The following is a 26,455-nucleotide window of genomic DNA, read 5'->3' as shown; positions in this document are numbered from 1 at the left end:
CCTGCTTCAGTGGAGCTTGGGCGCCTGCATGACATTTGCCGCCGGCACCGCGCTGGCGTCCGGCTGCCAGCTTGCACAGGCCGATCTTCGCGGCGACTGGGGGCAGGCGGGATTTACCGTTGAAATTGCCGGTACAGAGGCGGAGCGTGCCCAGGGGCTGATGTTCCGCGAAGACCTGCCGCGCGGGGCAGGGATGCTGTTTGTCTATGACAGCCCGCAGCCTGCGGCGTTCTGGATGAAGAATACTCTGATCCCGCTCGATATCATTTTTCTGAATGAGCACGGGTTGGTGACCTCGGTTCACGAGAACGCCGTGCCTGGCGATCTGACCCCGATTCCCGGGGGTGACGCTGTCTTTGCGGTGCTGGAAATCAACGGCGGGCTTGCCCGCAAATACGGTATCGCAGCAGGCTCGCAGATGCGCCACGAAGTTTTTTCCCGCAACGGCGCAGTTTGGCCCTGTTAGGGGTTTTCAAATCAGTTTGGCAGAGATAGGAAGGCGCACGGTCCGGGGCGTGGCGCAGTCTGGTAGCGCACCTGTTTTGGGTACAGGGGGTCGTGAGTTCGAATCTCGCCGCCCCGACCATACTTCTTCAATAAATGCAGCGAATCTTTGCCGGGTAAAACCCGGGGCAAAGATTCGTTTCCCGTATTTGGTGAACTGAACCTACGCAGTTCAATCGGGGGTGTTAGGACTTTCTTAATGCACTGTTAAGACACCCTTAACCAATTGCCGCTGAGCCGCATCAGAAGGTTAATCGGAGACCGGCTGTCCTAAGGTCCGTGGCAGGAAGCCACAAGAAAATCGCTTCTAACCTGTGCGCCCCGTTGTCAGCCAGTGCAGCTGCATGGTTTTACACACCCATCGCTTTTGGCCGGTACGGCCGCTGTCCTTCTGCAAGGCAGCAAGTCACTCACCCGTCAAAGGAAATCCGAACAGGCAGCAGCGCAGTCCGAAGACATTGAACGGGACAGGGCCTGTGGATGAATCAACGCCCCGCCGCAGACCCTGCAATCCGCGGAAACCGTCAACAGCAAAGATAGTTGCCAAAGTGTAAATTTGCCGTTGACCCTTAGTGTCCGAATACGCCAAATTGTGGACACCGGTTGCGATGGCACTAGATCTGGTGGGTGACAGAGCCGAAGCAACAACGCTGAAAACAGCAGACAGTCCTGTGAGAATGGCCGGCGAGGGCCGCAAGCGCGCTATTTGCGGCGCGCGCCGGGTGTTTGTGTATTCCGTGACCGGATCTGACTGGCGCTTGGGGGCGCCGCGGCAAATAGACGACGAATGCTTGAAAAGGGGCTGAGCATGAAGATCGAACGGAAGTTCACCAAACCCGGACAGGATGCCTATGCTGATCTGGCCTTTATCTCGGCCACATCGGAGATCCGCAATCCGGACGGGACCATTGTTTTCCGGCTCGACAACATCGAAATTCCCGCATCCTGGAGCCAGGTCGCCAGCGACGTCATTGCCCAGAAGTATTTCCGCAAGGCCGGCGTGCCGTCGCGGCTGAAGACAGTCCGCGAAAAAGGCGTTCCTGAGTTCCTGTGGCGCTCGGTCCCTGCAGACGGCGCAGTTCTGGGCGGGGAAACCTCCTCCAAGCAGGTGTTCGACCGTCTGGCCGGAGCCTGGGCCTATTGGGGTTGGAAGGGCGGCTATTTCTCCTCCGAGGAGGACGCCCGCGCCTATTACGACGAGATGCGTTTCATGCTGGCAACCCAGCGTTCCGCCCCCAATTCCCCCCAGTGGTTCAACACCGGCCTTCATTGGGCCTATGGCATCGACGGCCCGGCCCAGGGCCATCACTATGTCGACTACAAGACCGGCAAGCTGACCAAGTCCGACAGCGCCTATGAGCACCCCCAGCCGCATGCCTGCTTCATCCAGTCGGTTTCGGATGATCTGGTCAAGGACGGCGGCATCATGGACCTGTGGGTGCGCGAGGCGCGCCTGTTCAAATACGGTTCCGGCACCGGCACCAATTTCAGCCATCTGCGCGCCGAAGGCGAGCCGCTGTCCGGCGGCGGCAAGTCTTCGGGCCTGATGGGTTTCCTGAAAATCGGCGACCGCGCGGCCGGCGCTATCAAATCAGGCGGCACAACCCGTCGGGCAGCAAAAATGGTGATCGTCGATGCCGATCACCCGGACATCGAGCAGTTCATCGAATGGAAGGTGCTGGAAGAACAGAAAGTCGCTTCCATCGTCGCCGGTTCAAAGATGCACGAGAAGATGCTGAACGGTATTTTCGAGGCCATCCGCAGCTGGGACGGCGGTGAAGCGGATGCTTATGACCCGGCGGTCAACACCGGGCTGAAATCGGCCATCCGCGAGGCCAAGAAAGTGGCAATCCCGGAAACCTACATCAAGCGGGTGCTGGATTACGCCAAGCAGGGCCATACCTCGATCGAGTTCCCGACCTATGACACCGACTGGGATTCTGAGGCCTACAGCTCCGTCTCCGGGCAGAACTCCAACAACTCGATCCGGGTCACCAACGCCTTCCTGCACGCGGTTGAAAAAGACGCCGACTGGCAGCTGATCAACCGCACCGACGGCAAGGTCGCCAAAACCGTTAAGGCCCGCGAGTTGTGGGAGAAGGTCGGCCATGCGGCCTGGGCCTGCGCTGATCCGGGCATCCAGTTCCACGACACCGTGAACGAGTGGCACACCTGCCCGGAAGACGGTGAAATCCGCGGCTCAAACCCGTGTTCGGAATACATGTTCCTGGACGACACCGCCTGCAATCTGGCGTCGCTGAACCTGCTGAGCTTCCTGAAAGACGGGCTGTTCCAGGCCGATGACTTCATGCACTCCTGCCGCCTGTGGACGCTGACGCTGGAAATCTCGGTGATGATGGCGCAGTTCCCGTCCAAGGAAATCGCGCAGCGCTCTTATGATTTCCGCACCCTCGGCCTGGGCTATGCCAATATCGGCGGCCTTTTGATGAACATGGGCTACAGCTATGACTCGGATGAGGGCAGGGCGCTTTGCGGTGCCTTGACCGCGCTGATGACCGGCGTGTCCTATGCCACCTCGGCCGAGATCGCCGCGGAACTGGGGCCGTTCCAGGGTTATGCAAAAAACTCAGACCACATGCTGCGTGTGATCCGCAATCACCGCAACGCTGCAATGGGCAACGCGGACGGCTACGAGGCGCTGTCGGTCACACCGGTGCCACTGGACATTTCCAACTGCCCGGACGCGCTGCTGGCTGATCTGGCCGCCAGCGCCTGGGACGAGGCGCTGGCGCTGGGTGAAAAGCACGGTTACCGCAACGCCCAGACCACGGTAATTGCGCCCACGGGCACGATTGGCCTGGTGATGGACTGCGACACGACGGGCATCGAGCCCGACTTTGCCCTGGTGAAGTTCAAAAAGCTGGCCGGCGGCGGCTACTTCAAAATCATCAACCGTTCGGTTCCTTCTGCACTGGAGGGTCTGGGCTACAGCTCTGCCCAGATTGAAGAAATCGCATCCTACGCAGTTGGCCATGGCTCTATCGGTAACGCGCCGGGCATCAACCACACCTCGCTGGCCGGCCACGGCTTTGGCCCCAATGAACTGGCCAAGGTGGATGCCGCACTGGAATCGGCCTTTGACATCCGGTTCGTGTTCAACCAGTGGACCTTAGGCGAAGATTTCTGCACCGGCGTTCTGGGCATCCCGGCGCCCAAGCTGAATGATCCGACCTTCGACCTGCTGCGCCATCTGGGCTTTACCAAGGCGGATATTGACGCGGCCAACGACCATGTTTGCGGCACCATGACCCTGGAAGGCGCGCCGCATCTGCAAAAAGAACACTATGCGATCTTTGATTGCGCCAACCCCTGCGGTAAAAAAGGCAAGCGTTTCCTGAACGTTGACAGCCACATCACCATGATGGCAGCCGCCCAAAGCTTTATCTCGGGTGCGATCTCCAAAACCATCAACATGCCCAATGATGCCACCATCGAGGACTGTCAGAAGGCCTATGAGCTGAGCTGGAGCCTGGGGGTTAAGGCCAATGCGCTTTACCGTGACGGCTCCAAGCTGAGCCAGCCGCTGGCGGCAGCACTGGTCGAGGATGATGACGAGGCCGCTGAGGTTCTGGAGAGCGGCGCTCCCCACGAGAAGGCCGCGGTTCTTGCCGAAAAGATCGTCGAGAAAGTCGTCATCAAGGAGGTGTTGAAATCGCACCGCACCAAGATGCCGCAGCGGCGCAAGGGATATACCCAAAAGGCGGTTGTCGGCGGTCACAAAGTCTATCTGCGGACCGGCGAATACGAGGACGGCAATCTTGGCGAAATCTTCATCGACATGCACAAGGAAGGCGCAGGCTTCCGGGCGATGATGAACAATTTCGCCATCGCGGTGTCGGTCGGCCTGCAATACGGCGTGCCGCTGGAAGAATTTGTGGATGCCTTCACCTTCACCAAGTTTGAGCCTGCAGGCATGGTGCAGGGCAACGACTCGATCAAGAATGCGACCTCGATCCTGGACTACGTGTTCCGCGAGCTGGCGGTGAGCTATCTGGACCGTACCGACCTGGCGCATGTGAAGCCAGAAGGCGCGACCTTTGATGATCTGGGCCGCGGCGAGGAAGAAGGCGTGTCCAATCTGACCGAGCTGAGTGAAACCGCGGCCTCGCGATCACTGGAGGTGCTGAAGCAGATCTCTTCGACCGGTTATCTGCGCAAACGGCTGCCGCAGGAACTGGTGGTGCTGCAAGGCGGTCAGACCGAAGTATCGGCACTGGGAACTGGAACTGATCCGGTTGCCGCGTTGCAATCGCTGGTGCCAGAGACCGGTGATGCACCTGTGCAGCCTGGCGGCGGGATGGATGCGCGCGTCAAGGCAAAAATGCAAGGCTACGAAGGTGAAGCCTGCGGCGAATGCGGCAACTACACGCTGGTCCGCAACGGCACCTGCATGAAGTGCAACACCTGCGGCGGAACCTCCGGCTGCAGCTGAAGAACACCGCTTGCGTCTCTGATTTTCCCTCGGTGGCGCAGACGGATACTGGAAGCAGTGATACTGCTTCCAGCGCTATCAGGAATGGGTGCGCCCGTTCTGAACACCGAGAAGGCCCAGGTAAGAAAACTTTCGGGCAGTCAATGAAGGAGCCTGACCGGTGATAACTGGCTTCCTCTGGTTTCAGAGGAAGCCATTTTCTTGACGGCGGGCGGGCTGCTTGCTGCTTTGCGGCTACATATATGTCTCATAATGAGAATTATGTTAAGTTCTCTGGCTTTGAAGACCTTTTGTGGCGGAACTGAAATGACTAATTTTCAACTACTTGCCGGACGCAGCAAACCTTCTTGGGCGACGCTGGCGATCAGTTGGCCGTCTTCCGTGAAAATAGATCCACGATTGAAGCCGCGGCCGCTGCCGGTAAACGGTGCATCCATTGTGTAAAGATGCCAGTTCTCGAATTGAACCGGTGCATGAAACCACATTGCATGGTCCAGGCTTGCGGTCATGGCGCCGGGTTTGTGAAACGTCAGCCCATGCGGCCGCATCGATGATCCAAGCAAGCCAAAGTCCGAGGCATAGGCCATCAGGATATGCTGCAGTTCAGGACCGGCGCCTTTGGCTGCCTCCATTCTGATCCACATATGATTGATATCAGATGTGTTTTCCGGCTCCAACGAATCCCGCGGCGCAACTTCGCGGATCTCGAATGGCCGCGGTCTCGTGAATTCATCGCGTTTGGCCGGATCTACCCGGAATGCATTCCGCAGGAGGATTTTTTCACGCGGCTCCAGCGCGGCCGGCGATGGAACATCCGGCATTTGGTGCTGATGCTCCCAGCCGGGTTCCGATGCATGAAAGGATGACGCCAGGTTCAGGATCTGCTTGCCGTTCTGCATCGCCACCACTCGCCGGGTGGTGAAACTGCGGCCGTCGCGCGCCGGGTCAACCTCGTATATGACTGGTCTGGACGGATCACCCGGACGAATGAAATACGCATGAAGAGAGTGACATAAGCGTCCGGAAACAGTCGCATATGCTGCTGTCAGCGCCTGTGCGATCACTTGGCCGCCATAGATGCGGGTCGGTGTTTCGCCGCCGGAACCGGATCCGCGGTAAAGATTGGTATCAAGCTCTTCCAGATCCAGCAGATCAAGGAGGACTTTGGCGGTATCCGGCATTTGCAGCGCTTTCATTGGTCTTTTCTGATGCAGAACGCTTATCTTACCTGGAACTGCGGCAGTTGGAAGTCACTCGGCAATGGCGCCATGGATCAGTGCCTTGAGCTCCGGCCGTGCCGGGTATGAACTGGAAGGCGCCAGCTGGGTCAAAAACACCACTGACATATCAAGCTGCCGGTCCAGCCAAAAGAACGTTGACGCAATGCCGCCCCAGCTGAAGTCGCCAACCGATCCGGGGCACCGCGCCCGTGCCGGGTTCAGAACAACAGCGCCGCCCAGGCCAAATCCCATGCCCTCCATCGGCTGTTCGGCAAAGCTTTGCGGTCCCATTGAGGCAATGTCGCCTGTAAGGTGGTTTTGCATCATGAAATTAGCAGTTTGCGGGCTGATGATAAGGCCGTTTCGACTGCGGCCGCGGCGCCGGAGCATTTCGGTGAATTTCATGTAGTCATCAATTGTGCCGATCAATCCACCGCCGCCGGAATGCATTTCAGCCTGCCAGAACGGAGAGTGCGGGTAACTGTCTGTCAAGCGCAGACTGTCTGCGCCGGTCTCTGCGGAATTCAGCGCCATGGCGTCACCCGCCAGCGGTGTGTAGAGAGAGGCTAACCGGCTCCCTGCCCCGCTCGGCGGCTGGAAACCGGTCTCAGTCATTTCCAACGGTTCAAAGATTTCTTCTTGCAAGAATTGGCCCAGAGGTTTGCCTGAAACAACCTCGGCAACGCGGCCCAGCACATCTGTCGCAACGGAATATTCCCAACGGGTTCCTGGTTGGAAGGCCAACGGCAGCTCAGCAAGCCGGGCCACCATCGGGGCAAGTGATCCGTGGTCGGGCTTGAACAGCAGATCCTCCTTGGCCATGGCTTCCGGCAGAACACCTGGGTTGAACGGGTAACTCAGCCCGCTGGTGTGGGTCAGCAGCTGGTGCAGTGTGGGAACAGCGCAAGGTTCTGTCTGGCTGATCTGGGTGGCCCCGGGCACTAGCGCCTGCATGTCATTGAATTCCGGAAGGAAATCACTGACAGGGGCATCCAGATGGAACAGCCCTTGTTCCAGAAGAGACATCACAGCCACAGACGTCACCGGCTTGGTCATCGAATAGAGGCGCACCAGCGTGTCACGGGTGAATGGCAGGTTCTCCTCGATGTTTCGAAGGCCCGACGCGTGGAAGAACTGTTCCTCGCCGCGGCGGCGGATCAAAAGGGCGCTTCCCGGGTATTTCCCTTCATCCACATAGCGTTGCTGCCAGCCCCTGATGCGTTCCAGCCGGTCTGATCTCATCGCTGTACCCTCTTGCTGCTCTGCCTCTTCATCCGGACTGTATACTGCCCTTCTGCAGGACACGAGCCGGCAGACGTTGCATTTCAGGTATCGGGGCGCAGGTGCTGGAACACAGACAGAATGAAATACAAAGGCCCGATGACTGTGCCGGCTGGAAATAGAAACGATCAAATTGGAAAAGGGCTGGAAAAGAGTGCCGGGCAAACGCTTGTGTCAGCGGGTTCAGTAAATTCCAAAATTCGAATTTTTCTAACTTATGCGCGTTTGCGTGTTCGCATTTACAATAAATTTGTCTTAGAGGTTCAAAGGGAAGGACGAAAAGGAAACATATCCGATGACGAGCATTCTGGTATTGAACGGCCCCAACCTTAACCTGCTTGGCACCCGCCAGCCGGAGGTCTATGGTTCGGTCACCCTGGCGATGGCCGAGCAGGCTTGCGCCGATCATGCTCAGACACTCGGGGTTGCGGTCAGCTGCTTCCAGTCGAACCATGAAGGGGCGTTGATTGATGCTATTCATGCGGCCAAGGGCCAGCATGATGGGATTATCCTGAACGCCGGCGCTTATACGCACACGTCTATTGCCCTGATGGATGCGTTGATTTCCGTGGAGATTCCGGCCGTTGAAGTGCATCTCTCCAATATTCATGCACGCGAGCCGTTCCGGCACAGCTCCTATATCGCCAAGGCGGCGCTGGGGCAGATTTGCGGTTTTGGCGCGCAGGGGTATCTGTTGGCGATGGATGCTTTGAAGGCACATTTGGAAATGGCTGCAACAGCATGAAGGTAAAGAATTACCTGAGTTTCATTTGCGGCGCTCAAAGCCTGGAAGAGCTGTGGCACGAGCATGTCCGGCAAATGTCCAGGTTCGGGTTCGACCGGCTGATTTACGGATACACCCGTTACAAAACGGAAACGTCGCTGGGGGATCCGGAGGATTTTGTTATCCTGTCCAATCACGACAGCGAATATTTGAACGGTTTCCTGCATAAGGGGCTGTATTTCCATGCGCCGATGCTTCGCTGGGCCTTGGATAATGAAGGCGCCGGCAGCTGGCGTATTGTGCAGGACATGATTGCCGGCGGGACACTTGGGCCCGAAGCCCAAAGAGTGCATGAGTTCAATCAGAAGCTCGACATGAATGCCGGTTATACCGTCAGTTTCCACTCTGCTTCTCCCCGTTACAAGGGCGCGATATCGCTGGCTGCAAAGCGGGGCATGTCTCAGGATGCGGTGGACGCGCTGTGGCAGAAGTCGGGCGATGACATCGTGCTTATGAACAATGTCGCCCATTTGAAAATCCTCACCCTGCCCTACACGGCACCAAACCGCAGCCTTACCAAACGGCAACGGGAGGTTCTGCAATGGGTTGGCGATGGCAAAACCACGCAGGACATTGCACTTCTGATGGAACTTACACCCGCGACGATTGAAAAACACCTGCGCCTTGCCAGGGAATCGCTTTCTGTCGAGACAACCGCCCAGGCTGTTTTGAAGGCGGCGTTGCACAATCAAATGTATATCATGGATGCCTAGGCAGCCGCTTGACCGCGGATGACCGTCGCCGCCGCAGCGGCAATTTCAGATTTCGCCCCGCTGTCTTTGATCGCTTACAAGCGGCGGAAATTTAACCGGTTTTTCAATCCGGCCCGGCCTGAACTAAGCCGTAAGAGGTATGGAATTCTATACTACCGTTATAGGTTGATATTCTGCATGTTGCCTCTGTTCCGTGAGTGGTGGCTTTAGCCAAGGAACTAATGGGTAACGACCCTTGTGATTTCAAGGCTCTCCTACCTGGTCAGGAACAGACGCGTATTGTTCTGCGTCTGTTCCGGATACAGAGGGGCCTCGCCCATCCCCATCAGTGGGGTCCCTCACATCCTTTTGGCGGTCTCATTAAAATATGCAAAGACGCGTTCAGCCGCTGGGCCGCGCATTCCATATGCGGGGAGCGATACGCACAAAAAAACCGGCAGGGACATCCCTGCCGGTTTTTGAATTCAAGCGTGAAAACTGAACAGCCCGAATTAGCTTAAATCAGCCCTGTGCGGCTTTGGCGACTTCGGCTGCAAAGTCTTCTTTTTCGACTTCGATGCCTTCACCGACTTCAACGCGGGCAAAACCGGTGATGGTTGCGCCTGCTTCTTTGGCTGCGGCTTCAACGGTCAGGTCCGGGTTCACAACGAACTGCTGGTTCAGCAGGGTCGATTCCGCGACGAATTTCTTCATCCGGCCAACGATCATCTTTTCAATCACCTGCTCCGGCTTGCCGGATTCGCGGGCGATGTCCATCTGAACCTGCTTTTCCTTCTCAACCACAGAGGCGTCCATGTCTGCTTCGGACAGCGCGGCGGGGTTGGCAGCTGCAATGTGCATTGCGATCTGTTTGCCGATCGCGGCGTCGCCGCCGTTCATGGCAACCAGAACACCGATTTTGCCCATGCCTGCGGTAGCGGCGTTGTGCACATAGGACACAACGGTTTCGCCTTCCAGCGCGGCCATGCGGCGGACCGACATGTTTTCGCCAATGGTGGCGATCTTGTCGGTGATGGTGTCAGCAACGGTTTTGCCGCCCATGTCGGCAGCCTTCAGCGCTTCGACGTCCGAAACACCCAGCGCAGCCTTGGCGATACCGCCGACCATTGCCTGGAATTCAGCGTTCTTGCCGACAAAGTCGGTTTCCGAGTTCACTTCGACGGCAACACCTTTGTTGCCTTCGACGATCACGGCAACCAGGCCTTCTGCGGCGGTACGGCCGGATTTCTTGGCAGCCTTGGCCAGGCCTTTGGTGCGCAGCCAGTCAACCGCGGCTTCCATGTCGCCGTTGTTTTCGACCAGGGCTTTCTTCGCGTCCATCATGCCTGCGCCGGTGGATTCGCGCAGTTCTTTCACCATAGCAGCAGTGATTGCCATCTTAGGCTCTCCTCAATTCAAAAACAGATTTGGGGCAGGTGATACCCTGCCCCGCATGTCAGTTCCGTGACGGGACGGATCAGGCGTCAGCAGCAGCGGCTTCTTCAGCCACGGCTTCTTCGACCGGCGCTTCTTCGAGCGCGCCCAGGTCAACGCCTGCGGCACCCAGCTGAGCGGACATGCCGTCGAGTGCTGCGCGTGCAACCAGGTCGCAGTACAGCGAGATGGCGCGCGATGCGTCGTCGTTGCCCGGAATGATGAAGTCCACGCCATCGGGGGAGCAGTTGGTGTCGACAATAGCCACAACCGGAATACCCAGTTTCTTGGCTTCGGCGATGGCCAGCGCTTCTTTTTTCACGTCGATGACGAACAGCAGGTCCGGCACGCCGCCCATATCACGGATGCCGCCCAGAGACGCTTCGAGCTTCTCCTGGTCGCGTTCCATGCCCAGACGCTCTTTCTTGGTCAGGCCTTCGGCGCCGCCCGCCATTTTCTCGTCGATTTCTTTCAGGCGGTTGATCGACTGGGAAACGGTTTTCCAGTTGGTCAGAGTGCCGCCGAGCCAGCGGTGGTTCATGAAGTACTGAGCCGACTTTTCAGCCGCTTCGGCGATCGGGCCGGCTGCCTGGCGCTTGGTGCCGACGAACAGGACGCGGCCGCCTTTGGCAACGGTGTCACGGACAACCTGCAGCGCCTGGTCCAGCATCGGAACAGTCTGGGTCAGGTCCATGATGTGGATGCCGTTGCGCGAACCGTAGATGAACGGTGCCATGCGCGGGTTCCAGCGCTGAGTCTGGTGGCCGAAGTGAACGCCAGCTTCAAGCAGCTGACGCATGGTGAACTCAGGAAGAGCCATGCTAGTATATCCTTTCCGGTTTCTATCCTCGGCGGGGGTTCAGAGCGGATGCTCCAACCGGGGGTCCGTCAGGGATGTCTCCCCTGATCAGGCCAAACCCCGCCTGCGGGTTCGTAGGCGCGCTCATAGAGCAGAAATTGTCAGCTGACAATAGCGGATCCGGAAGAAACCGGTTCCCGCCTGATTTTTCAACCATTCAAAGCGCGCAGGTGGCCATCCTTCACCAATTTCCCGGCAGTGGCGGCCAGGGCTTTGCGGTCCGGGAAGGCGGCAACCTTTAACGGCTGGTGGTAGATCAGCTCCACCTGGCCTTGCCGCGGGGTTGCCAGGATCTTAAGAAGATGCGGCCCGAAATCCATATCTCCCCACCAGCCATAGAACCGCACCGGGGCGCCATCGGGCGCGCGGTAGCGGACCGAAACAGGCTGGATATGCAGATCTTTGCGCAGTTTTTCAGAAAAAAACGCAGCAAAGAGCGTTGTTTTAAAGGGCAAAACCCGCAAACCATCGGTAGAGGTGCCTTCGGGGAAAAACAGCAGCTTATGGCCGGCCAGCAGGCGCTGTTCAAACATGTCGGCCTGTTCCCTGGCTTTTTTGGGATTGCGTTCGATAAAGACGGTGCCGGTGGCCCGCGCCAGCCAGCCGATCCCCGGCCATTTGGCAACCTCCGCCTTGGAAACAAAGTAGATCCGCTTGCGCGCGTTGAGGGCAAAAATGTCCAGCCAGGAGGCGTGATTGGCCACCACGGCCCCTTTTTGACGCATCAGCGTTCCGCGGGTTATGAAGCGGATCCCCAGAATGCGAAAGGCATTGCGGCAGACAAACTGGGTGATGAACGGCGTGACCGGCCGCTGCAAGCCGAATACTGGCCGCTCAATCAGCCGCAGGGCCAGCAATACCAGCAGCCCGCCAAATACCAGCACCGCCAGCGGCAGCCCGCGCAGCAGCACCAGCAACCAGCCCAAGGCGCTGATCCGGACCGGATCCGGCGCCTCTTCGCTTTGCCAGCTGACGCTCATTTCCGGCCCTTGCCTCCGGAATAAATCCGGCGTTGGCGGTCGTTCATTTGCGCGGTGTCCAGGATCAGGCACACATCGGTGGTGTTGAACGACTGATCGACATAGGCGCCGTCGCCGACGTATCCGCCCAGCCGCAGATATGCTTTGATCAGCGAGGGGGTTTCCACCATCGCACGTTTGCGGTTGAGATCATCTGCGGCCACCAAGTTCATGGATTGAAACGACTTTGACCGTACACGCAGCCCGGGCGGCGCCATATGATTGTGGTGCAGCATGGCCAGCGGATTGGCCAGCGCAGCGGTATCGGTGCCGTGAAAGCTTGCGACCCCGAAAAGAACCTCGATACCGTGGGTCTGCACATAGTCTGCCAGCCCGGACCAAAGGTGGAACATTGCCATGCCGCCGCGGTAATCCGCATGCAGGCAAGAGCGGCCCAGCTCCAGCAGCTTGCGGCCGGAGGACCTCAGCACGGTCAGGTCATATTCATCCTCGGAATAAAACTGCCCGGCTTCTGCAGCCTGATCATCACGCAGCAAGCGGTAGACACCGGCCACCGTGCCCGTGGTGTCATCTATCACCAGCATGTGGTCAAAAAACGGATCGAACCTGTCCTGCTCCAGCCCCGCATCATGGTCCACCAACGCGCCGCCGCCGCCAAGCTCGCGCACAAATACGTCGTACCGCAGCGCCTGTGCGGCGCGCAGCTCCGCGTCTGTTTCTGCAATCTTGACGGAAAATTCCGGAGGACAGTCTTGCATTCGGTCACCTTTGCGTCGATCAGGCTTGAGCGCATCCCTGTATTAAGGCAAAGAACGCGCAGCTTTTCAGGCGAATTAGATGGAGTTCGTTAACCCTTCATAAACCGTTATGGATCAAAGACGGGAATAAGGGAGACGCGCGCTCCGTCAATCACAAGCTTGCCTTGGTCGGGGAAATTCACGGTGATCTTGCCGCCCGCGTTCGATTGCACCTGCCCGACACCCCATTCAGGGTGATCCGGGTGCCGGACGAACATGCCGGGGGCTAAAATAGCGTTGAGGTCATTCATTGGCGGGTGGCCCAGTTCGGAGGAAGTATAAGTTATGGGTGTAGATAACGCCAATCTGGCTGCTTTGGTAGGGTCCCGGATCTGCCATGATCTGATCAGCCCTGTCGGTGCCATAAACAACGGTCTGGAACTGCTTGGAATGGCTGGCAGCATGTCCGGCCCCGAGCTGGAGCTGATCTCTGACAGCGTCGCAAATGCCAATGCCCGCATCCGTTTCTTCCGCATCGCCTTTGGCGCTGCCGGCGACCAGCAAATGGGCCGGGCCGAATTGATTTCGGTGCTGGAGGACATCAGCAAAGGCGGCCGGATCAAGTACCAATGGTCGCCTCTGGAGGGATGCACCCGCAGCGAGGCGCGCCTGTCCCTGCTGGCGGCTCTGTGCCTGGAATCCGCCCTTCCCTATGGCGGCACAGTTAAGATTTTCTGCGCCGGCGGCAAATGGACGGTAATGGGCGAAGGCCGCAAGCTGAACGTGGATGATGAGCTGTGGGCGCGGGTCAGCGGCGGCAATTCAAATGCCGAGATCACGCCGGCGCTGGTGCAATTTGCGCTGCTCCCCGAGGCCGCAAAGGAAGCAGACCGCACCGTCCGGCTGGAGCAGAGCCTGGAAAAGATCACGCTGCAGTTCTGATTCGCAGCTATTTCCGCAAAGAAACGCCGGGCCAGCCGCCCGGCGTTTTGCGTTTTCTGCCGGTTACGCCCGGGTGGTGCCGTCGCCGCGCACCAGATATTTAAAGCTTGTCAGCTGAGTAGCGCCGACCGGACCGCGCGCGTGCATCTTGCCGGTAGCAATCCCGATTTCCGCGCCCATGCCAAACTCTCCGCCGTCGGCAAACTGGGTCGAAGCATTGTGCATCAGGATTGCGCTGTCGAGTTCGGAAAAGAACTTCTGAACTGCAGCCTCATCCTCGGTGATGATGCAATCGGTGTGCTGAGAGTGATACGTGCGGATGTGCTGGATTGCTTCATCAAGGCCCGCTACTTGCTTGGCAGCAATGATGGAATCCAGGTATTCCTTGCCCCAGTCCTCGGAACTGGCAGCAGTCATACCACTCGGTCCGGGAAGTCCGGCTTCAGCGCGGATTTCCACGCCGGCGGATGCCAGGGCTTCCAACACTGCTTTACCCAGCGTTCCTGCGATGTCCTGATGGACCAGCAGGCATTCCGCGGCGCCGCAGATCCCGGTGCGGCGGGTCTTGGCGTTCAGCACCACATCCAGCGCTTTTTGCGGATCGGCGGCTTTGTCGAGGTAAATATGCACGATGCCTTCAAGATGGGCAAAAACGGGCACCCGTGCCTCGCGCTGGACCAGACCCACCAGGCCCTTGCCGCCACGGGGCACAATGACGTCGACATAGTCTGTCATGGTCAGCAGCTGCTGCACCGCAGCCCGGTCGCGGGTTGGCACCAGCTGCACAGCATCTTCGGGCAGGCCCGCGGATTTCAGCCCCTCGGCCAAGCAGGCATGGATTGCCTGACTGGAATGAAAGCTTTCCGAACCGCCGCGCAGAATGACCGCGTTACCTGATTTCAGGCAGAGCGCGCCGGCGTCCGCCGTCACATTCGGGCGGCTTTCATAGATTACCCCGATCACCCCAAGCGGCGTGCGGACGCGCTGGATCTTGAGGCCAGTGGGCTGTTCCCACTCTTCCATCACTTCGCCCACCGGATCGCGCTGTTCTGCCACCGCGCGCAGGCCGTCGACGATGCCTTGAATACGGGGCTCGTCCAGCATCAGCCGGTCCATCATCGCGTCGGACAGGCCTTTGGTCCGGCCGAACTCCAGATCCTTGACGTTCTCGGCGATGATCTCAGCCCGGCGGCTCCAAACCGCTTGGGCTGCGCCGATCAAGGCGGCATGTTTGCGCTCAGCACTGGCCGTGGCCAGGATCTGCGCCGCTTGCTTTGCACGTTTGCCAAGCTCCGCCATCACAGCGGGAATGTTTTCATTGTCTTTCATGTGTCTCGCGCCCTTGCCGGTCCTTTTATGGCACATCGGGTGCCTGCCGGCTGGAATAGATTATCAGATGGTCTGCTCAAAGCGCCATATCATCGCGGTGGATCAATGCGGCGCGGCCGGGATAGCCCAGCGTGGCCTCGATTTCCTGCGATTGGCGCCCTTGGATGGCGCGGGCTTCGTCCGCTGTATAGCGTGACAGCCCCTGCCCCAGTTTGCGCCCGTCTGGGCTAAGGATGGCCAGCGGATCGCCGCGGCCAAAGTCACCCCCCACATGACGCACACCTGCGGGCAGCAGGCTGTTACCTGACATCAGTGCGCGCGCAGCGCCTTCGTCGATGGTCAGAACACCGCGGGTCTTCATCGCGCTGATCCAGCGCTTTCGTGCGGCCTGCGGGTCGCCTTGCCCGGTGAACCAAGTACACGATGCGCCATCTTCAAGTGTTTTCAAAGGGTTCAATGGCGAACCTTCAGTGATTACCATGGCGCAGCCGGCTGCAGTGGCCATCTTTGCCGCCAGCAGTTTGGTGATCATCCCGCCTTTGGACAGGCCGGAAACACCATCGCCGGCCATCGCCTCAATCTCCGGTGTGATCTTGTCAATCCGGTCATAACGTTTGGCCTTGGGATCCAGCGCGGGGTTGGCGCTGTAGAAACCGTCAACATCGGACAGCAGGATCAAGGCATCGGCACCAACTGTCACCGCCACCTGTGCAGCCAGCCGGTCATTGTCGCCATAACGGATTTCATCCGTGGCGATGGTGTCGTTCTCGTTGACGATCGGCACCGCGCCCATCCCCAGAAGCGTTTCCAAAGTGGCGCGGGAGTTCAGATAGCGGCGGCGGTTTTCGCTGTCTTCCAGCGTTACCAGCACCTGCGCCGTGGTAATCCGGTGCGGCGCCAGCGCCTCCTCATAGGCGCGGGCCAGACGGATCTGGCCAACTGCCGCTGCGGCCTGGGATTGCTCCAACGGCAGGTCCGCGCGCGGCAGGCCCAGAACACCCCGGCCCAAAGCGATGGAGCCGGAGGAAACCAGCACCACGTCGGTGCCGCCGGCCTTCAGCCAGGCTACGTCATTGGCCAAGGAATGCAGCCAGCCTGCGCGCAGCTCGCCGCTGCCGCGGTCAACCAGCAGGGCCGAGCCGATCTTGACGACAATCCGTTTTGCCGACTTCAGGGCTGCCAAGGCGCTTCCTCCTCGGCGGGTTTCATGCGGACGCGGTCATCGTCGATTTCTGCCCGTACCGCGCGGAGCACCTCGTTCAGCCCTTCGCGGCTGACGCCGGACATCATCATGACCGGGCCGCCAACAGCCTGTTCCAAGGCGGCACGTTTTTCGTCGCGCTCCTCCGGGTCGATCGCATCCACCTTGTTCAGCGCAGTGATCCGGGTCTTGGTGGCAAGAACACCGCCATAGGCTTCCAGCTCCCCTATGATGGTTTGGTAATCCTCAACCACGGTGTCAGAGGTGCCGTCCACCAGATGCAGCAGCACCGCGCAGCGTTCCACATGGCCCAGGAAGCGGTCGCCGATCCCCTTGCCTTCATGGGCGCCTTCGATCAGGCCGGGGATGTCGGCAACCACAAATTCGGTATTGTCGATGCCGACCACGCCGAGGTTCGGATGCAATGTGGTAAAGGGGTAATCGGCAATCTTGGGGCGCGCGTTGGAGGTTGCCGACAGGAAGGTCGATTTGCCCGCGTTGGGCAGGCCAAGCAGGCCTGCGTCAGCAATCAGCTTGAGGCGCAGCCAGATGGTGCGCTCTACGCATTCCTGGCCCGGATTGGCCCGGCGCGGCGCCTGGTTGGTAGCCGATTTGAAGTGCAGGTTGCCAAAGCCGCCATTGCCGCCCTTGGCCAGCAGCACGCGCTGGCCGACTTCGGTGAGATCCGCCAGAACGGTTTCCTGGTCTTCGTCCAGAATCTCTGTCCCCACGGGGACACGCAAAATAATGTCGTCGCCATCCTTGCCGGTGCGCTGTCGGCCCATGCCCGACTGGCCGTTTTTGGCAAAGAAATGCTGCTGATAGCGGAAATCGATCAGGGTGTTCAGCCCGTCCGTCACTTCGGCCCAAACCGAACCGCCCTTGCCGCCATCGCCCCCGTCCGGCCCGCCGTATTCGATATACTTTTCGCGCCGGAAACTGACACAGCCGTTCCCGCCGGCGCCCGAGCGGATATAGACCTTTGTCAGATCGAGGAATTTCATGACAGCTCCTTAATGCGGCGGGATCCTGTGCCCGCCCGCGCAGTACAAGTGTCCCGCCAAAGCCCTAAGGCCTTGGCGGGAATGTTTCGTTTGCCTTACCGCAAAGCGCGCGCCGCGCCAATCACAGTTTTCGGCTGTAAGTCCAGGTCGGGACAGAGGCATCGCGCGCCACCGAATAGCTTTCGGCGTCCCCGAGATATTCAAAGCCGCAATGGATCAGCACCCGGGCCGAGGCCGGGTTGTCCTGAAACACCGAGGCAAACATCGCCGCGTTGCTTTGCGGATTTGCATCCACCAATGCCTTTACCGCAGCAGAGGCAAGCCCGGTATTCCAAAACGGCGGCGCAGTCCAATAGGACACTTCCGACTGGTTGCGGTCCATCCGCTTGAGGCCGATCACGCCTTTCAGCTCTGCGTCGCCTTCGGCGGTGCCATCGATCACCCAGACATCCTCGTCCCGTTCTTCGGCCATGGCACGGGCGACAAAGGCTTCGGCAGCGCCGGGCGGCAGCGGATGCGGGACCGAGCGGGTCATGCGGGCAACGCGCGCATCGCTGACGTAATGTTCGATCAGCCCGGCATCGGATTTTCGCAGCGGCCGCAAAATAAACCGTTCTGTTTCGATGGCCTGCTGGCACACGATATGTTCCAAGTTCATGGACGTGCTCCTCCTCTGCCTGTGTACTTCTGGCGGCAATTGTCTTTGTTGTTGCGGCGATGATTTTCAGATGTGTTCGCCCTGCCCCTGGAGCAAGACCCAAGGTCTTCAATTCGCGCAAAACTTCTTGTTGGCCCGGCGTGAACACCGGACGGCAGCGGCACAAAACCGAGGGGGCTGGTATCAGCAGGAAAACACATCACGAACTCGCAGACGCAAAAAAGAAAAGGGGGACCGGCGTTATAACCGATCCCCCTAAAGATTTCTTTACCTTTCAGGTCGGCTTACTCAGCGGCCTCCGCCACTGGGAGAACCGATACAAAGGTGCGGTTTTTCAGGCCTTTGCGGAAGGTGACAGCACCTTCGGCGGTGGCAAACAAAGTGTGATCCTTGCCAATGCCTACGTTTTCGCCCGGCCAGAACTTGGTGCCGCGCTGACGCACGATGATGTTGCCTGCGATGGCCGCCTGGCCACCGAAAAGTTTCACGCCAAGACGGCGGCCCGCGGAGTCGCGACCGTTACGTGAGGAACCGCCAGCTTTTTTATGTGCCATTCTCTCTCTCCTTAGCCTTTAGCCAGATCTTTGGCTTGCTCAACCCACTCGGGCTTCACTTTGACCGCTTCGATACCAGCAATGTCGTCTTCGGACAAGGCTGCGATCTGGGCAAAGGTGGTCAGGCCTGCTTCGTTCAGCTTTTTGACGGCAGCAGGGCCAACGCCGGTCAGCTGGGTCAGGTCGTCCGAACCGGCTGCAGGTGCAGCTTTGGCAGCGGCTTTCGGAGCAGCTTTGGTTGCGCCCGATGCCAGGATCTCGGTGATCCGGACCAGGGTCAGCTTCTGACGGTGGCCTTTGGTGCGCTTGGAGGAGTGCTTCCGGCGGCGCTTGACGAAGTTGATCAGCTTTTCGCCTTTGATCTGGTCGATCACTTCTGCCTTTACGGCAGCGCCATCTACCAGCGGAGCGCCCACAACAGGTGCGTCGCCGCCAAGCATCAGAATTTCGTCGAACTGGATGGTGTCGCCAGCGTCTGCAGCAAGTTTCTCAATGCGGAGGATATCGCCCGCTTGAACCTTGTACTGCTTGCCGCCGGTCTTGAGGACCGCAAACATGTGCGTCTTTCCTTTTATACCCGCGTCCTACGGCCCCCTTGCGGGTGTTTCGGCAAATGCCGCCTCGAACAGCGCGCCCGTGTCATGGGCGTATTACAAATGAATCCCGGCGCACGGAGTCCGGGCCGGGATGCGGGCTTATGGTTCGGAAATTCAAAGGTGTCAACCGTTTTCCACACCCTGCGCCATAAGCCTGTGCAGGTTCAGATATCCTGCCCGGGTGTCAGTTCCGCCATCCGGTGCGCCAGTTCTTCAAAGCGGTTGGCTGTGATCTCATACTGCACAGCGTTAAGCAACTCATAAACCCGCTGCATGGGCGCCTCTTCCAGGGCCATAACATAGGCCTCGACCTCGGCATCGCTGAACTCCTGGTAAGTATAGGCCGAGGCGGCCAGGCTGGAGGCCTGCAGGCTGAGGCGCAGCTCGCCCTCCTGCGCCTTCATCAGGGCCCGCAAGCCGTCGGCGTCCAGCTCCAGTTTGATCACCCCGGCAGCGGCGGCGGCCATAAGGAAGCGGAACTGGATCTGCTGCAGCGCCTTTACGCCTGCCCCTGCGGCATCAATTGCAGTTCCCATCCGCTGGTACATGGCGACACGTGCGCTGCCGTCCTTGACCATGTCCGAGATGATGCGGTTGCCTGCCAATTGCTTTACCGCGTCATCTTCGACCTTATGCGAGGCGTTTTCCGCCCGCACCAGGCGCTGCCCCAATTCGCTGGCATAAAAGGCCGCCGCATGATCCAGGGCTTCGTCGTCCAGCGTGCTTTCGAGGATCTCCAGCGCCAGGCCGCGCATTTCAGCGGTGTCAAAGACGTCCCCCGACAATTCGGTCCATTGGCTGCCAAAGGCGCCAGCATCCACCCCCAGCATCTCCGGTGCGCTGGAGGCGGACAAGGCAATGCTGTCGAGCGCGACGTCAAAGCCGGTCACTTCCAGAAACGCCTCAACCCTCTCACGGTCTGCGGCCAGGCCGGTCTGCGGCACTCCCACGGCAGCCAAACACAGCAAAGTCAGGAAACGTAAAAGCACAGCGGGGGTTTTGAGCGGCATCTTCATAAAGCAAATTTAGGCAAAAACATTTGGCTGGCAACGGCAAACCGGCTTTTTTTGCCGCAGCCGCATTTCCTGCTTGCACGCACCCGGAATCAACCTTAAACGCTGCCCCACCAGACCCCCGCGGAGAGGTGCCGGAGTGGTCGAACGGGGCGGTCTCGAAAACCGTTGAGCCTTCACGGGTTCCCAGGGTTCGAATCCCTGTCTCTCCGCCATTATTCCCCTGATATCCAAAGACAATCAGTTAGACCCTGGGCAATAGTGCGTTTTGCCTCTGTAGCGGTAAATTCCGCCAAAGGTGTCATACTATGACCCCTTTGAGGACTTCCGGCCATGCCAACTGCGCAGCTTTAAAGCGCCAGATAGGACAGCTTTGGCCCTTTTGCACAGGCAGTCAGCAAACAAAAAGGCGCACTGCGACAGCATTGCTACCCGTTGAACAGCCCGCTTGCCCGGTGCTGATTGCAAAAGGCACCGGGTCAGGGACTTTCTTCAATTTCCAATCGCGTTAGCGCAGCCCGGCGGCAGCCTTCTGCATGGCGGTGATCAGGGCATCCCGTTTGGCTGAAAGCTCGGCTGGGGATTGACCCTGTGCTTCGTCCTGCACGCCCTTGATCAGGGTTTGCGCCACGTCTTCGTTCAAATGCACCTGCCCCAGGTCGTCCCACCAGCCGTTGAACGTATCCGCGAAGTGATCGCAGAATGCTGCCAGGCCGCCCTCTCCGGCACCCAGGTTGAACAACATGGTCGGCCCCATCGCCGCCCATCTGAGGCCCGGTCCGGCCCACATTGCCTTGTCGACGTCTTCAACCGAGGCGACGCCCTGAATCACAAGGCTGATCGCCTCGCGCCAGACTGCGGCTTGCAGGCGGTTGGCAACATGACCAGCGATTTCCTTGTTAACGCGGATGGTTATTTTGCCGATGCTTTCATAAAAACGTTCAGCTGCCTCCACGATCCCATCCGCAGTCCTGTCATTGCCCATAACTTCGACCAGAGGGATAAGGTGCGGCGGGTTGAATGGGTGGCCCAGGATTATCCGTGACGGGTCTTTCCAGCCGCCCTGCATCTGTCCCAAAGTCAGGCCCGAGGCCGAGCTGGCCAGTATTGCATCCTTGTCCATTTCCCCTTCGATCTCGCCAAACAGGGCATGTTTAACAGGCAGCCGTTCCGGAACGCTTTCCTGAATGAACGCGGCGCCCTGGACGGCTTCCGGTGCTGAGGCGTGGAAGGTGACCGCATCGGGATCGCCGTTTGCCGTCAATCCCAGTTCAGTCATCGCCGGCCAGGCTGTCTCAATGTAGCTGCGCACCTGTTTTTCGGCGGTTGGCGCGGGATCATATACGGCCACGGACCGTCCTGATGCCAGAAACAACGCGGTCCAGCTGGCGCCGATGACGCCGCCGCCAAGAGATGCGGTATGTGCAAATTCCATCAGAACAATCCCGGATTAAGTGGTGACGCAGCAGTCATGCCGCCGTCGACAGTAAAACATGCGCCGGTCACATAGGCAGACCGGTCCGACGCCAGCAATGCAACCATGTTGGCAATGTCGGCCGGTTCCCCGAACCGCCCGACCGGATGGCGCGCCAGCGCATCGGTCATGGCCTTGCCCGGATCGTTTGCCAAGGCAAAGCCATCCTTGGCCATTTCGGTGATGATCCAGCCGGGGCGGATAGCATTGCAGCGTACCTTTGGTCCATGGTCAACGGCGATTGCGCGGGTCAGCCCATGCACGAAAGCCTTGGACGCATTGTAAAGAGCCATAGACGGGTCCGCGGCCATGCCCGGGATCGAGCCGATATTGATGATATTGCCGCCATGTACCGCCATATCCAAGAGGGCCGCACGGCACAAGTTGGACACGCCTTTGCAATTGACGTTCATCACCAGGTTCCAATCGTCGTCGTCGCTGTCGGCCACGGTTTTTTCGACCTGAACAGCTGCATTGTTGACCAGCAGATCGACCCGCCCGAAAGCATTGTTTGCAGCTTTGATAAGGTATTGGGCCACAGCCACCAAACCGCATGGGTTTTGACCGTCGCGTTGTAGACATCATAGACGCTGTTGGGCGTGGTGCCCGCATCGGCCAAGTGACTGGAATAGATGCCATGGGTTGCCACCTTGTAGGTGTCCATGTCGACCAGATCGCAAAAGTCCTTATGCGCTGTCGGGCAATGGCAGCATTCCAGAAAACTGTCGACCGCGTTCTTCCAGTTGGACTTAATGTCATAAGTCAGCCGATGGGCAAAAGTGAGATCGGCAATATCCGGCGCCCCGAACGGCCGGACACTTTGCAGAAACACATATCTTTCTGCAGCGTTTGCCAGCGCATCGCCGTGTGCGCCTTGAGTAATGTGCGTTGCAAAATCCGCAACTGCCACGCCCCCGCATACATAGGCTGTTGATAAAACGAAAAAGGCCGGACACTTCTGCCCGGCCTTTTGTTCAGTCTGCCTGCGCGGATCAGGCGCGGCGGCGGCGGCCGCCGGCGCGGCCGCCACGGCCACGGCCTTCTTCGCCTTCTTTGGCAGGCTCTTTGTTGAACTTGATCCAGTCGCCGCCATGCGGGTCGTTGTTGGTCAGGAAGTTGGCAGCGCGAATGGCCTCCATTTCCTTGCCTGCGCGCGGCTTGGTGGAGCCGAGACCGAACATCTGCACAAAGGCTTCGTCTTCCATGCCCTCGGGCAGGACGATGCCGGCGGCTTCAACTTCCGCCCTTTTTTCGGCGATCTTCTTCTGGGTGATGGGCAGCGCCACCGGGTTCATAATCGCCGAGGTCATGCCAGCGCCCATTGCCATCGGCAGGAAGGCGTTGTTGATGCCGTGACGGTTCGGCAGGCCAAAGGAGATGTTGGACGCGCCGCAGGTGGTGTTCACACCCAGCTCTTCGCGCAGACGGCGGACCAGGGCAAACACCTGCAGGCCGGCAGTCGCCATTGCACCAACCGGCATCACCAGCGGGTCAACCACGATGTCATGGGCGGGGATGCCGAAATCGGCAGCGCGCTCAACGATCTTCTTGGCGACGGCGAAACGCACATCAGGGTCTTCCGAGATGCCGGTGTCGTCGTTGGAGATCGCCACAACCGGCACGTTGTACTTTTTGACCAGCGGCAGGATCTGCTCCAGGCGCTCTTCTTCGCCGGTGACCGAGTTCAGCAGCGGACGGCCTTCGCAGATTTCCAGGCCGGCTTCCAGCGCGCCCGGAACCGAAGAGTCGATGCACAGCGGCACATCGACCAGCCCCTGTACCAGCTCGACGATCTTCTTCATCAGCGGCGGCTCGGTCTCGTTCGGGTTCGGGTTTGAATTGTAAACCACGCCTGCGTTGATATCGAGCACGGTTGCACCGGCCAGAACCTGCGCCACGGCGTCTTTTTCAACGGTGGAGAAATCGCCGGCTTCCAGCTCGGCTGCCAGTTTTTTGCGGCCGGTCGGGTTGATGCGCTCACCGATGACACAGAACGGCTCGTCAAAGCCCAGGACCGCGGTTTTTGTTTTTGATTCTACGACTGTACGGGTCATTTTTGATCCTTAGGGTCTTAGGAGTTAACCGGCTTGGCGGAATCGCCGCCGTTGTTGATCGCCCAGGTGGCATTGGTCTTGATGCCGCCCAGCGGGAAGAAGTGGACCTTCTCGATTGCGAAATCGGGGTTGGCTGCCTTATGCGCTGCCAGACCGGCCAGAACCTCGCCCGGCTCATGCGGCAGCAGCAGCTTGGAGACGTCTTTGGCGCGCTTCTGCAGCACTTTGAGCGACGGGCCGACGCCGCAGGCGATTGCAAATTTGATCATGGTCTGCAGTTTGGCCGGGCCGGCGATGCCGATATGGACCGGCAGGTTCATGCCGCGTTCGCTCAGCTCGTTCACCCAGTCGATCACCGGCTGCGCCTCAAAGCAGAACTGGGTTGCCAGCGCCATATCGGCGTCGGTGCGCTTGGAGAATTCCTGTTTCCAATCCAGCGCCGCATAGGTGTTGGCACGGCCGCCCTTGGGGTCGATGTCCAGGTTCGGCTCGGGATGGCCAGCAACGTGCAGGTTGGTAAAGCCCGCATCATCGAACAGCCCGGTTTCCAAGAGCTGCATCGAGCTGTCGAAATCGCCATGCGGCTTGGCAACGCCACCGGCCAGGATCAGGCCCTGCTTGACGCCGGCTTCGCCCTGGTAGCGGTTGATCCAGTCACCCAGGGTGGCCTTGTCCTTGATGATACGTGCCGGGAAATGCGGCATCACATCATAGCCTTCACCTGCAATGCGCTTGGCAGTGTCGACCATATCCTCAATCGGGGTGCCTTCGATATGTGCGACATAGACACGGGTGCCGGCGGGCAGCAGATCGCGGAAATCATCGACCTTGGCGGCAGTGCGCGGCATCACTTCGATGGAATAGCCTTTCAGGAAGGCTTCCATTTCGGGGGTGGCAGACTGGCCAGCGCCAGAATCGCGTTTCTTAAAGTTCAGCAAAGCCATCACGGCCTCCCATAGTGGTGTCAGGCTCACGCCCATCCGTCGTTTGCAATCAGGGTCTTCAGGCGGTCCTGATCGTATTCCGTTTCCAGTCGGGTTGCCTCAGCTTCGGCAACATCGGCCGCTTCGCCTTCGGCGGCATAAGGCGCGGCCTTGCGCCACTCGGCAAGATAGGCATCCGCGTCTTTGGCGTTCACCTTCATAGCCGCGCGGTCGATGGCCTGCTCGAACCGTTCTTCGAGCTGGCGTTTGGCGCCGCGGCGGCCTTTGCCAACGATGACCTGCGCAGGGATATCGCGCCAGTATACGATCGTAACGTCGGGCATGCCTAATTTCCTCCTAGCCTGGATAGACCACGTTCTAGAGCGGCGGCCGCCCGCACGTTGGTCGATTTTCGACAACACGATGGGATTGAGCGACGTTTTGCTGCCGGGACACTAGCTTTGTGCCGTTTCGAATGCCACAGGGGTTTGCCGCCAAAATATTCATGTGGATTATGAGATTTCCTCGAAGCTGCGGAAATTGCTTCGCTTCTGCCAGCAGGCGCTTGCGCCGCTGCACCGGCGCCCCTATTGTTGTCGTTAACACGATAATCGGAGGGCGTGAATCATGGCGCCCAGGCGCTCGAAAGGTGCGGGCGCGTTTCCCAAGGCGGTCGAAACCCCTGCACCGGCCCGGCCCGATCCTGATGCGCTTTATGCGGCGCTGGATCTGGGTACAAATAGCTGCCGCATGCTGATCGCCCAGCCCAAGGGCAGCGGCATTCATGTGGTTGACAGTTTCTCCAAGTCGGTGCAGCTCGGCGCCGGGCTGGAGCGGACCGGACGGTTGTCGCGGTCTTCGATGGCGCGCACCATCCAGGCGCTGCGGATCTGCCAGCAGAAACTGAAACGCAACAGGGTCCGGCGGATGCGGCTGGTGGCAACCGAGGCCTGCCGCCGGGCAAAGAACGCGCGCGAGTTCATCCGCCAGGTGAAGCGGGAAACCGGTCTGACGCTGGAAATCATCCAGCCGGAAGAGGAAGCACGTCTGGCGGTGATTTCCTGCGCGCCGCTGGTTTCCACCAAAACGGATCAGTTGCTGGTGGTCGATATCGGCGGCGGCTCGACTGAACTGGTGTGGATCGACATCTCATCAGTCCCGCGGCGCGACCGCCCCTCTGCGATCATGCGGCTGCATAACGGGTTCCATACCACCGAAAGCCCGTTTCCCGCGGCCAAGGTGGTGGATTGGATTTCCGTGCCGCTGGGGGTTGCCACATTGCGGGACCAGTTCAACGATGTCGAAGACGATGCCGCACGTTTTGCGCTGATGAGCTGGTTTTTTGAGGAAAACCTGGCTGATTTTGCGCCTTATAAGGATGAGCAGACCCGGATCGGCTTTCAGATTGTCGGCACCTCGGGCACTGTCACGACGGTTGCAGCGTCGCATTTGGGGCTGAAGCGGTATGACCGGACCAAGGTGGACGGGCTGCGGATGACCAGCGATCAGATTGACAAGGTGATCCGGGGGTATCTAGAACTCGGGCCTCTGGGCCGCCGCCGCGATCCCCGCATCGGCGAGGACCGCCAGGCGCTGATCATGTCCGGGTCTGCAATCCTGCAGGCATTGCTGCGCTGCTGGCCGACCGACCGGCTGTCGGTTGCGGACCGCGGCCTGCGCGAAGGGCTGCTTTATGCACAGATGAGCGCGGATGGCGTTCTGGAGGACGGTCCCTACTAGGCGGGGCCGGAAAAAATTGGATA

26 protein-coding genes and 2 tRNA genes are annotated in these 26,455 nt (G+C 59.3%); 8 read left to right on the top strand and 20 right to left on the bottom strand.

Annotation, left to right across the window (positions count from 1 at the left end; all coding sequences use genetic code 11):
- The first annotated feature begins 28 nt into the window (after positions 1 to 28).
- From ETW24_RS10040 to ETW24_RS10030, 3 genes are all read left to right on the top strand, one after another.
- Positions 29 to 466, top strand: a complete 438-nt coding sequence (locus tag ETW24_RS10040; protein ID WP_205877398.1) for a DUF192 domain-containing protein — start codon at positions 29 to 31, stop codon at positions 464 to 466.
- 43 nt (positions 467 to 509) lie between these two features.
- Positions 510 to 586 (top strand) — tRNA-Pro (locus tag ETW24_RS10035).
- Between the two features lie 726 nt (positions 587 to 1,312).
- On the top strand, positions 1,313 to 4,957 hold the full coding sequence (locus tag ETW24_RS10030; protein ID WP_129370929.1) for a vitamin B12-dependent ribonucleotide reductase: 3,645 nt from the start codon (positions 1,313 to 1,315) through the stop codon (positions 4,955 to 4,957).
- Between the two features lie 317 nt (positions 4,958 to 5,274).
- Here ETW24_RS10030 and ETW24_RS10025 read toward each other — a convergent pair whose 3' ends face one another.
- Positions 5,275 to 6,138: an acyl-CoA thioesterase gene (locus tag ETW24_RS10025; RefSeq protein WP_129372893.1), complete on the bottom strand. Its 864-nt coding sequence runs from the start codon at positions 6,136 to 6,138 to the stop codon at positions 5,275 to 5,277.
- A gap of 69 nt (positions 6,139 to 6,207) precedes the next feature.
- Positions 6,208 to 7,419: a serine hydrolase domain-containing protein gene (locus ETW24_RS10020; protein WP_129370928.1), complete on the bottom strand. Its 1,212-nt coding sequence runs from the start codon at positions 7,417 to 7,419 to the stop codon at positions 6,208 to 6,210.
- A gap of 334 nt (positions 7,420 to 7,753) precedes the next feature.
- Between ETW24_RS10020 and aroQ the strand changes: the two genes are divergently transcribed.
- Positions 7,754 to 8,203, top strand: coding sequence for a type II 3-dehydroquinate dehydratase (aroQ, locus tag ETW24_RS10015; protein WP_129370927.1), 450 nt, complete (start codon positions 7,754 to 7,756; stop codon positions 8,201 to 8,203).
- Positions 8,200 to 8,955 (top strand): LuxR family transcriptional regulator, encoded by a 756-nt coding sequence (locus ETW24_RS10010; RefSeq protein WP_129370926.1) that lies wholly within the window; start codon positions 8,200 to 8,202, stop codon positions 8,953 to 8,955. The genes aroQ and ETW24_RS10010 overlap by 4 nt, the downstream gene beginning before the upstream one ends.
- Before the next feature lie 501 nt (positions 8,956 to 9,456).
- Here the strand turns inward: ETW24_RS10010 and tsf are convergent.
- The 5 genes from tsf to ETW24_RS09985 form a co-directional block, all read right to left on the bottom strand.
- On the bottom strand, positions 9,457 to 10,332 hold the full coding sequence (tsf, locus tag ETW24_RS10005) for a translation elongation factor Ts (protein WP_129370925.1): 876 nt from the start codon (positions 10,330 to 10,332) through the stop codon (positions 9,457 to 9,459).
- A gap of 79 nt (positions 10,333 to 10,411) precedes the next feature.
- Positions 10,412 to 11,188 carry a 30S ribosomal protein S2 gene (gene rpsB, locus ETW24_RS10000; protein WP_129370924.1) on the bottom strand — a complete coding sequence of 259 codons (777 nt, stop codon included), beginning with the start codon at positions 11,186 to 11,188 and terminating at the stop codon, positions 10,412 to 10,414.
- A gap of 188 nt (positions 11,189 to 11,376) precedes the next feature.
- Positions 11,377 to 12,207, bottom strand: a complete 831-nt coding sequence (locus ETW24_RS09995; protein WP_129370923.1) for a lysophospholipid acyltransferase family protein — start codon at positions 12,205 to 12,207, stop codon at positions 11,377 to 11,379.
- Positions 12,204 to 12,965, bottom strand: coding sequence for a GNAT family N-acetyltransferase (locus tag ETW24_RS09990; protein ID WP_129370922.1), 762 nt, complete (start codon positions 12,963 to 12,965; stop codon positions 12,204 to 12,206). Before ETW24_RS09990 ends, ETW24_RS09995 begins: the two co-directional genes overlap by 4 nt.
- A gap of 107 nt (positions 12,966 to 13,072) precedes the next feature.
- Entirely contained in the window at positions 13,073 to 13,255 is a 183-nt protein-coding gene (locus ETW24_RS09985; RefSeq protein WP_039145992.1) for a DUF3553 domain-containing protein, read from the bottom strand.
- Positions 13,256 to 13,289: 34 nt separating this feature from the next.
- Between ETW24_RS09985 and ETW24_RS09980 the strand changes: the two genes are divergently transcribed.
- On the top strand, positions 13,290 to 13,886 hold the full coding sequence (locus ETW24_RS09980) for a histidine phosphotransferase family protein (protein WP_129370921.1): 597 nt from the start codon (positions 13,290 to 13,292) through the stop codon (positions 13,884 to 13,886).
- Positions 13,887 to 13,949: 63 nt separating this feature from the next.
- Here the strand turns inward: ETW24_RS09980 and ETW24_RS09975 are convergent, their stop codons facing one another.
- The 7 genes from ETW24_RS09975 to ETW24_RS09945 form a co-directional block, all read right to left on the bottom strand.
- Positions 13,950 to 15,215: a glutamate-5-semialdehyde dehydrogenase gene (locus ETW24_RS09975; protein WP_129370920.1), complete on the bottom strand. Its 1,266-nt coding sequence runs from the start codon at positions 15,213 to 15,215 to the stop codon at positions 13,950 to 13,952.
- Positions 15,216 to 15,291: 76 nt separating this feature from the next.
- Complete coding sequence (proB, locus tag ETW24_RS09970) at positions 15,292 to 16,398, bottom strand: glutamate 5-kinase (RefSeq protein ID WP_129370919.1); 1,107 nt, start codon at positions 16,396 to 16,398, stop codon at positions 15,292 to 15,294.
- Positions 16,386 to 17,420, bottom strand: a complete 1,035-nt coding sequence (gene obgE, locus ETW24_RS09965; protein WP_129370918.1) for a GTPase ObgE — start codon at positions 17,418 to 17,420, stop codon at positions 16,386 to 16,388. Before obgE ends, proB begins: the two co-directional genes overlap by 13 nt.
- Positions 17,421 to 17,541: 121 nt before the next feature.
- The gene (locus ETW24_RS09960) at positions 17,542 to 18,078 is read right to left on the bottom strand and encodes a GNAT family N-acetyltransferase (protein WP_129370917.1); all 537 of its coding nucleotides are present in this window, start codon (positions 18,076 to 18,078) and stop codon (positions 17,542 to 17,544) included.
- A 284-nt stretch (positions 18,079 to 18,362) separates the two neighbouring features.
- Complete coding sequence (gene rpmA / locus ETW24_RS09955; protein WP_027258993.1) at positions 18,363 to 18,632, bottom strand: 50S ribosomal protein L27; 270 nt, start codon at positions 18,630 to 18,632, stop codon at positions 18,363 to 18,365.
- 11 nt (positions 18,633 to 18,643) lie between these two features.
- On the bottom strand, positions 18,644 to 19,189 hold the full coding sequence (gene rplU / locus ETW24_RS09950) for a 50S ribosomal protein L21 (RefSeq protein WP_129370916.1): 546 nt from the start codon (positions 19,187 to 19,189) through the stop codon (positions 18,644 to 18,646).
- Between the two features lie 203 nt (positions 19,190 to 19,392).
- Positions 19,393 to 20,244: a DUF2059 domain-containing protein gene (locus ETW24_RS09945; protein WP_129370915.1), complete on the bottom strand. Its 852-nt coding sequence runs from the start codon at positions 20,242 to 20,244 to the stop codon at positions 19,393 to 19,395.
- 122 nt (positions 20,245 to 20,366) lie between these two features.
- Here ETW24_RS09945 and ETW24_RS09940 point away from each other — a divergent pair.
- Positions 20,367 to 20,456: transfer RNA gene (locus tag ETW24_RS09940), tRNA-Ser, on the top strand.
- A gap of 293 nt (positions 20,457 to 20,749) precedes the next feature.
- Here the strand turns inward: ETW24_RS09940 and ETW24_RS09935 are convergent.
- The 6 genes from ETW24_RS09935 to ETW24_RS09910 are packed head-to-tail and all read right to left on the bottom strand — an operon-like array spanning position 20,750 to position 25,036.
- The gene (locus tag ETW24_RS09935) at positions 20,750 to 21,676 is read right to left on the bottom strand and encodes a 3-hydroxyacyl-CoA dehydrogenase NAD-binding domain-containing protein (protein WP_129370914.1); all 927 of its coding nucleotides are present in this window, start codon (positions 21,674 to 21,676) and stop codon (positions 20,750 to 20,752) included.
- Positions 21,676 to 22,200 (bottom strand): SDR family NAD(P)-dependent oxidoreductase, encoded by a 525-nt coding sequence (locus ETW24_RS09930; RefSeq protein WP_254695750.1) that lies wholly within the window; start codon positions 22,198 to 22,200, stop codon positions 21,676 to 21,678. The genes ETW24_RS09935 and ETW24_RS09930 overlap by 1 nt, the downstream gene beginning before the upstream one ends.
- Entirely contained in the window at positions 22,128 to 22,751 is a 624-nt protein-coding gene (locus tag ETW24_RS24805) for an SRPBCC family protein (RefSeq protein WP_254695736.1), read from the bottom strand. Before ETW24_RS24805 ends, ETW24_RS09930 begins: the two co-directional genes overlap by 73 nt.
- Positions 22,708 to 23,769, bottom strand: coding sequence for a methyltetrahydrofolate cobalamin methyltransferase (locus ETW24_RS09920; RefSeq protein WP_129370912.1), 1,062 nt, complete (start codon positions 23,767 to 23,769; stop codon positions 22,708 to 22,710). The genes ETW24_RS24805 and ETW24_RS09920 overlap by 44 nt, the downstream gene beginning before the upstream one ends.
- Before the next feature lie 17 nt (positions 23,770 to 23,786).
- Positions 23,787 to 24,713, bottom strand: coding sequence for a methylenetetrahydrofolate reductase (locus tag ETW24_RS09915; RefSeq protein ID WP_129372892.1), 927 nt, complete (start codon positions 24,711 to 24,713; stop codon positions 23,787 to 23,789).
- Between the two features lie 26 nt (positions 24,714 to 24,739).
- Positions 24,740 to 25,036, bottom strand: a complete 297-nt coding sequence (locus tag ETW24_RS09910) for a virulence factor (protein WP_027258981.1) — start codon at positions 25,034 to 25,036, stop codon at positions 24,740 to 24,742.
- A gap of 283 nt (positions 25,037 to 25,319) precedes the next feature.
- On the opposite strand from ETW24_RS09910, the gene ETW24_RS09905 reads away from it, so the two are divergent.
- Positions 25,320 to 26,432, top strand: a complete 1,113-nt coding sequence (locus ETW24_RS09905) for a Ppx/GppA phosphatase family protein (RefSeq protein ID WP_129370911.1) — start codon at positions 25,320 to 25,322, stop codon at positions 26,430 to 26,432.
- The last annotated feature ends 23 nt before the right edge of the window (positions 26,433 to 26,455 follow it).

The organism is Leisingera sp. NJS204 (genome assembly GCF_004123675.1).
Taxonomy (GTDB): Bacteria; Pseudomonadota; Alphaproteobacteria; order Rhodobacterales; family Rhodobacteraceae; genus Leisingera.
This window is presented reverse-complemented; position numbering and strand designations above follow the sequence as displayed.

Bases quoted from the DNA above. Each gene is read 5' to 3' on its own strand.
- rplU (WP_129370916.1), bottom strand. From the start codon at position 19,189: ATGTTTGCGGTCCTCAAGACCGGCGGCAAGCAGTACAAGGTTCAAGCG.
- ETW24_RS09910 (WP_027258981.1), bottom strand. From the start codon at position 25,036: ATGCCCGACGTTACGATCGTATACTGGCGCGATATCCCTGCGCAGGTC.
- ETW24_RS09995 (WP_129370923.1), bottom strand. From the start codon at position 12,207: ATGAGCGTCAGCTGGCAAAGCGAAGAGGCGCCGGATCCGGTCCGGATC.
- rpsB (WP_129370924.1), bottom strand. From the start codon at position 11,188: ATGGCTCTTCCTGAGTTCACCATGCGTCAGCTGCTTGAAGCTGGCGTT.
- ETW24_RS10030 (WP_129370929.1), top strand. From the start codon at position 1,313: ATGAAGATCGAACGGAAGTTCACCAAACCCGGACAGGATGCCTATGCT.
- ETW24_RS09980 (WP_129370921.1), top strand. From the start codon at position 13,290: ATGGGTGTAGATAACGCCAATCTGGCTGCTTTGGTAGGGTCCCGGATC.
- ETW24_RS09960 (WP_129370917.1), bottom strand. From the start codon at position 18,078: ATGAACTTGGAACATATCGTGTGCCAGCAGGCCATCGAAACAGAACGG.
- ETW24_RS09920 (WP_129370912.1), bottom strand. From the start codon at position 23,769: ATGACCCGTACAGTCGTAGAATCAAAAACAAAAACCGCGGTCCTGGGC.
- ETW24_RS09905 (WP_129370911.1), top strand. From the start codon at position 25,320: ATGGCGCCCAGGCGCTCGAAAGGTGCGGGCGCGTTTCCCAAGGCGGTC.
- obgE (WP_129370918.1), bottom strand. From the start codon at position 17,420: ATGAAATTCCTCGATCTGACAAAGGTCTATATCCGCTCGGGCGCCGGC.
- ETW24_RS10025 (WP_129372893.1), bottom strand. From the start codon at position 6,138: ATGCCGGATACCGCCAAAGTCCTCCTTGATCTGCTGGATCTGGAAGAG.
- ETW24_RS09935 (WP_129370914.1), bottom strand. From the start codon at position 21,676: ATGGAATTTGCACATACCGCATCTCTTGGCGGCGGCGTCATCGGCGCC.
- tsf (WP_129370925.1), bottom strand. From the start codon at position 10,332: ATGGCAATCACTGCTGCTATGGTGAAAGAACTGCGCGAATCCACCGGC.
- ETW24_RS10040 (WP_205877398.1), top strand. From the start codon at position 29: ATGACATTTGCCGCCGGCACCGCGCTGGCGTCCGGCTGCCAGCTTGCA.
- ETW24_RS09915 (WP_129372892.1), bottom strand. From the start codon at position 24,713: ATGGCTTTGCTGAACTTTAAGAAACGCGATTCTGGCGCTGGCCAGTCT.
- ETW24_RS09975 (WP_129370920.1), bottom strand. From the start codon at position 15,215: ATGAAAGACAATGAAAACATTCCCGCTGTGATGGCGGAGCTTGGCAAA.
- ETW24_RS09990 (WP_129370922.1), bottom strand. From the start codon at position 12,965: ATGCAAGACTGTCCTCCGGAATTTTCCGTCAAGATTGCAGAAACAGAC.
- ETW24_RS09985 (WP_039145992.1), bottom strand. From the start codon at position 13,255: ATGAATGACCTCAACGCTATTTTAGCCCCCGGCATGTTCGTCCGGCAC.
- ETW24_RS09945 (WP_129370915.1), bottom strand. From the start codon at position 20,244: ATGAAGATGCCGCTCAAAACCCCCGCTGTGCTTTTACGTTTCCTGACT.
- aroQ (WP_129370927.1), top strand. From the start codon at position 7,754: ATGACGAGCATTCTGGTATTGAACGGCCCCAACCTTAACCTGCTTGGC.
- ETW24_RS10020 (WP_129370928.1), bottom strand. From the start codon at position 7,419: ATGAGATCAGACCGGCTGGAACGCATCAGGGGCTGGCAGCAACGCTAT.
- rpmA (WP_027258993.1), bottom strand. From the start codon at position 18,632: ATGGCACATAAAAAAGCTGGCGGTTCCTCACGTAACGGTCGCGACTCC.
- ETW24_RS10010 (WP_129370926.1), top strand. From the start codon at position 8,200: ATGAAGGTAAAGAATTACCTGAGTTTCATTTGCGGCGCTCAAAGCCTG.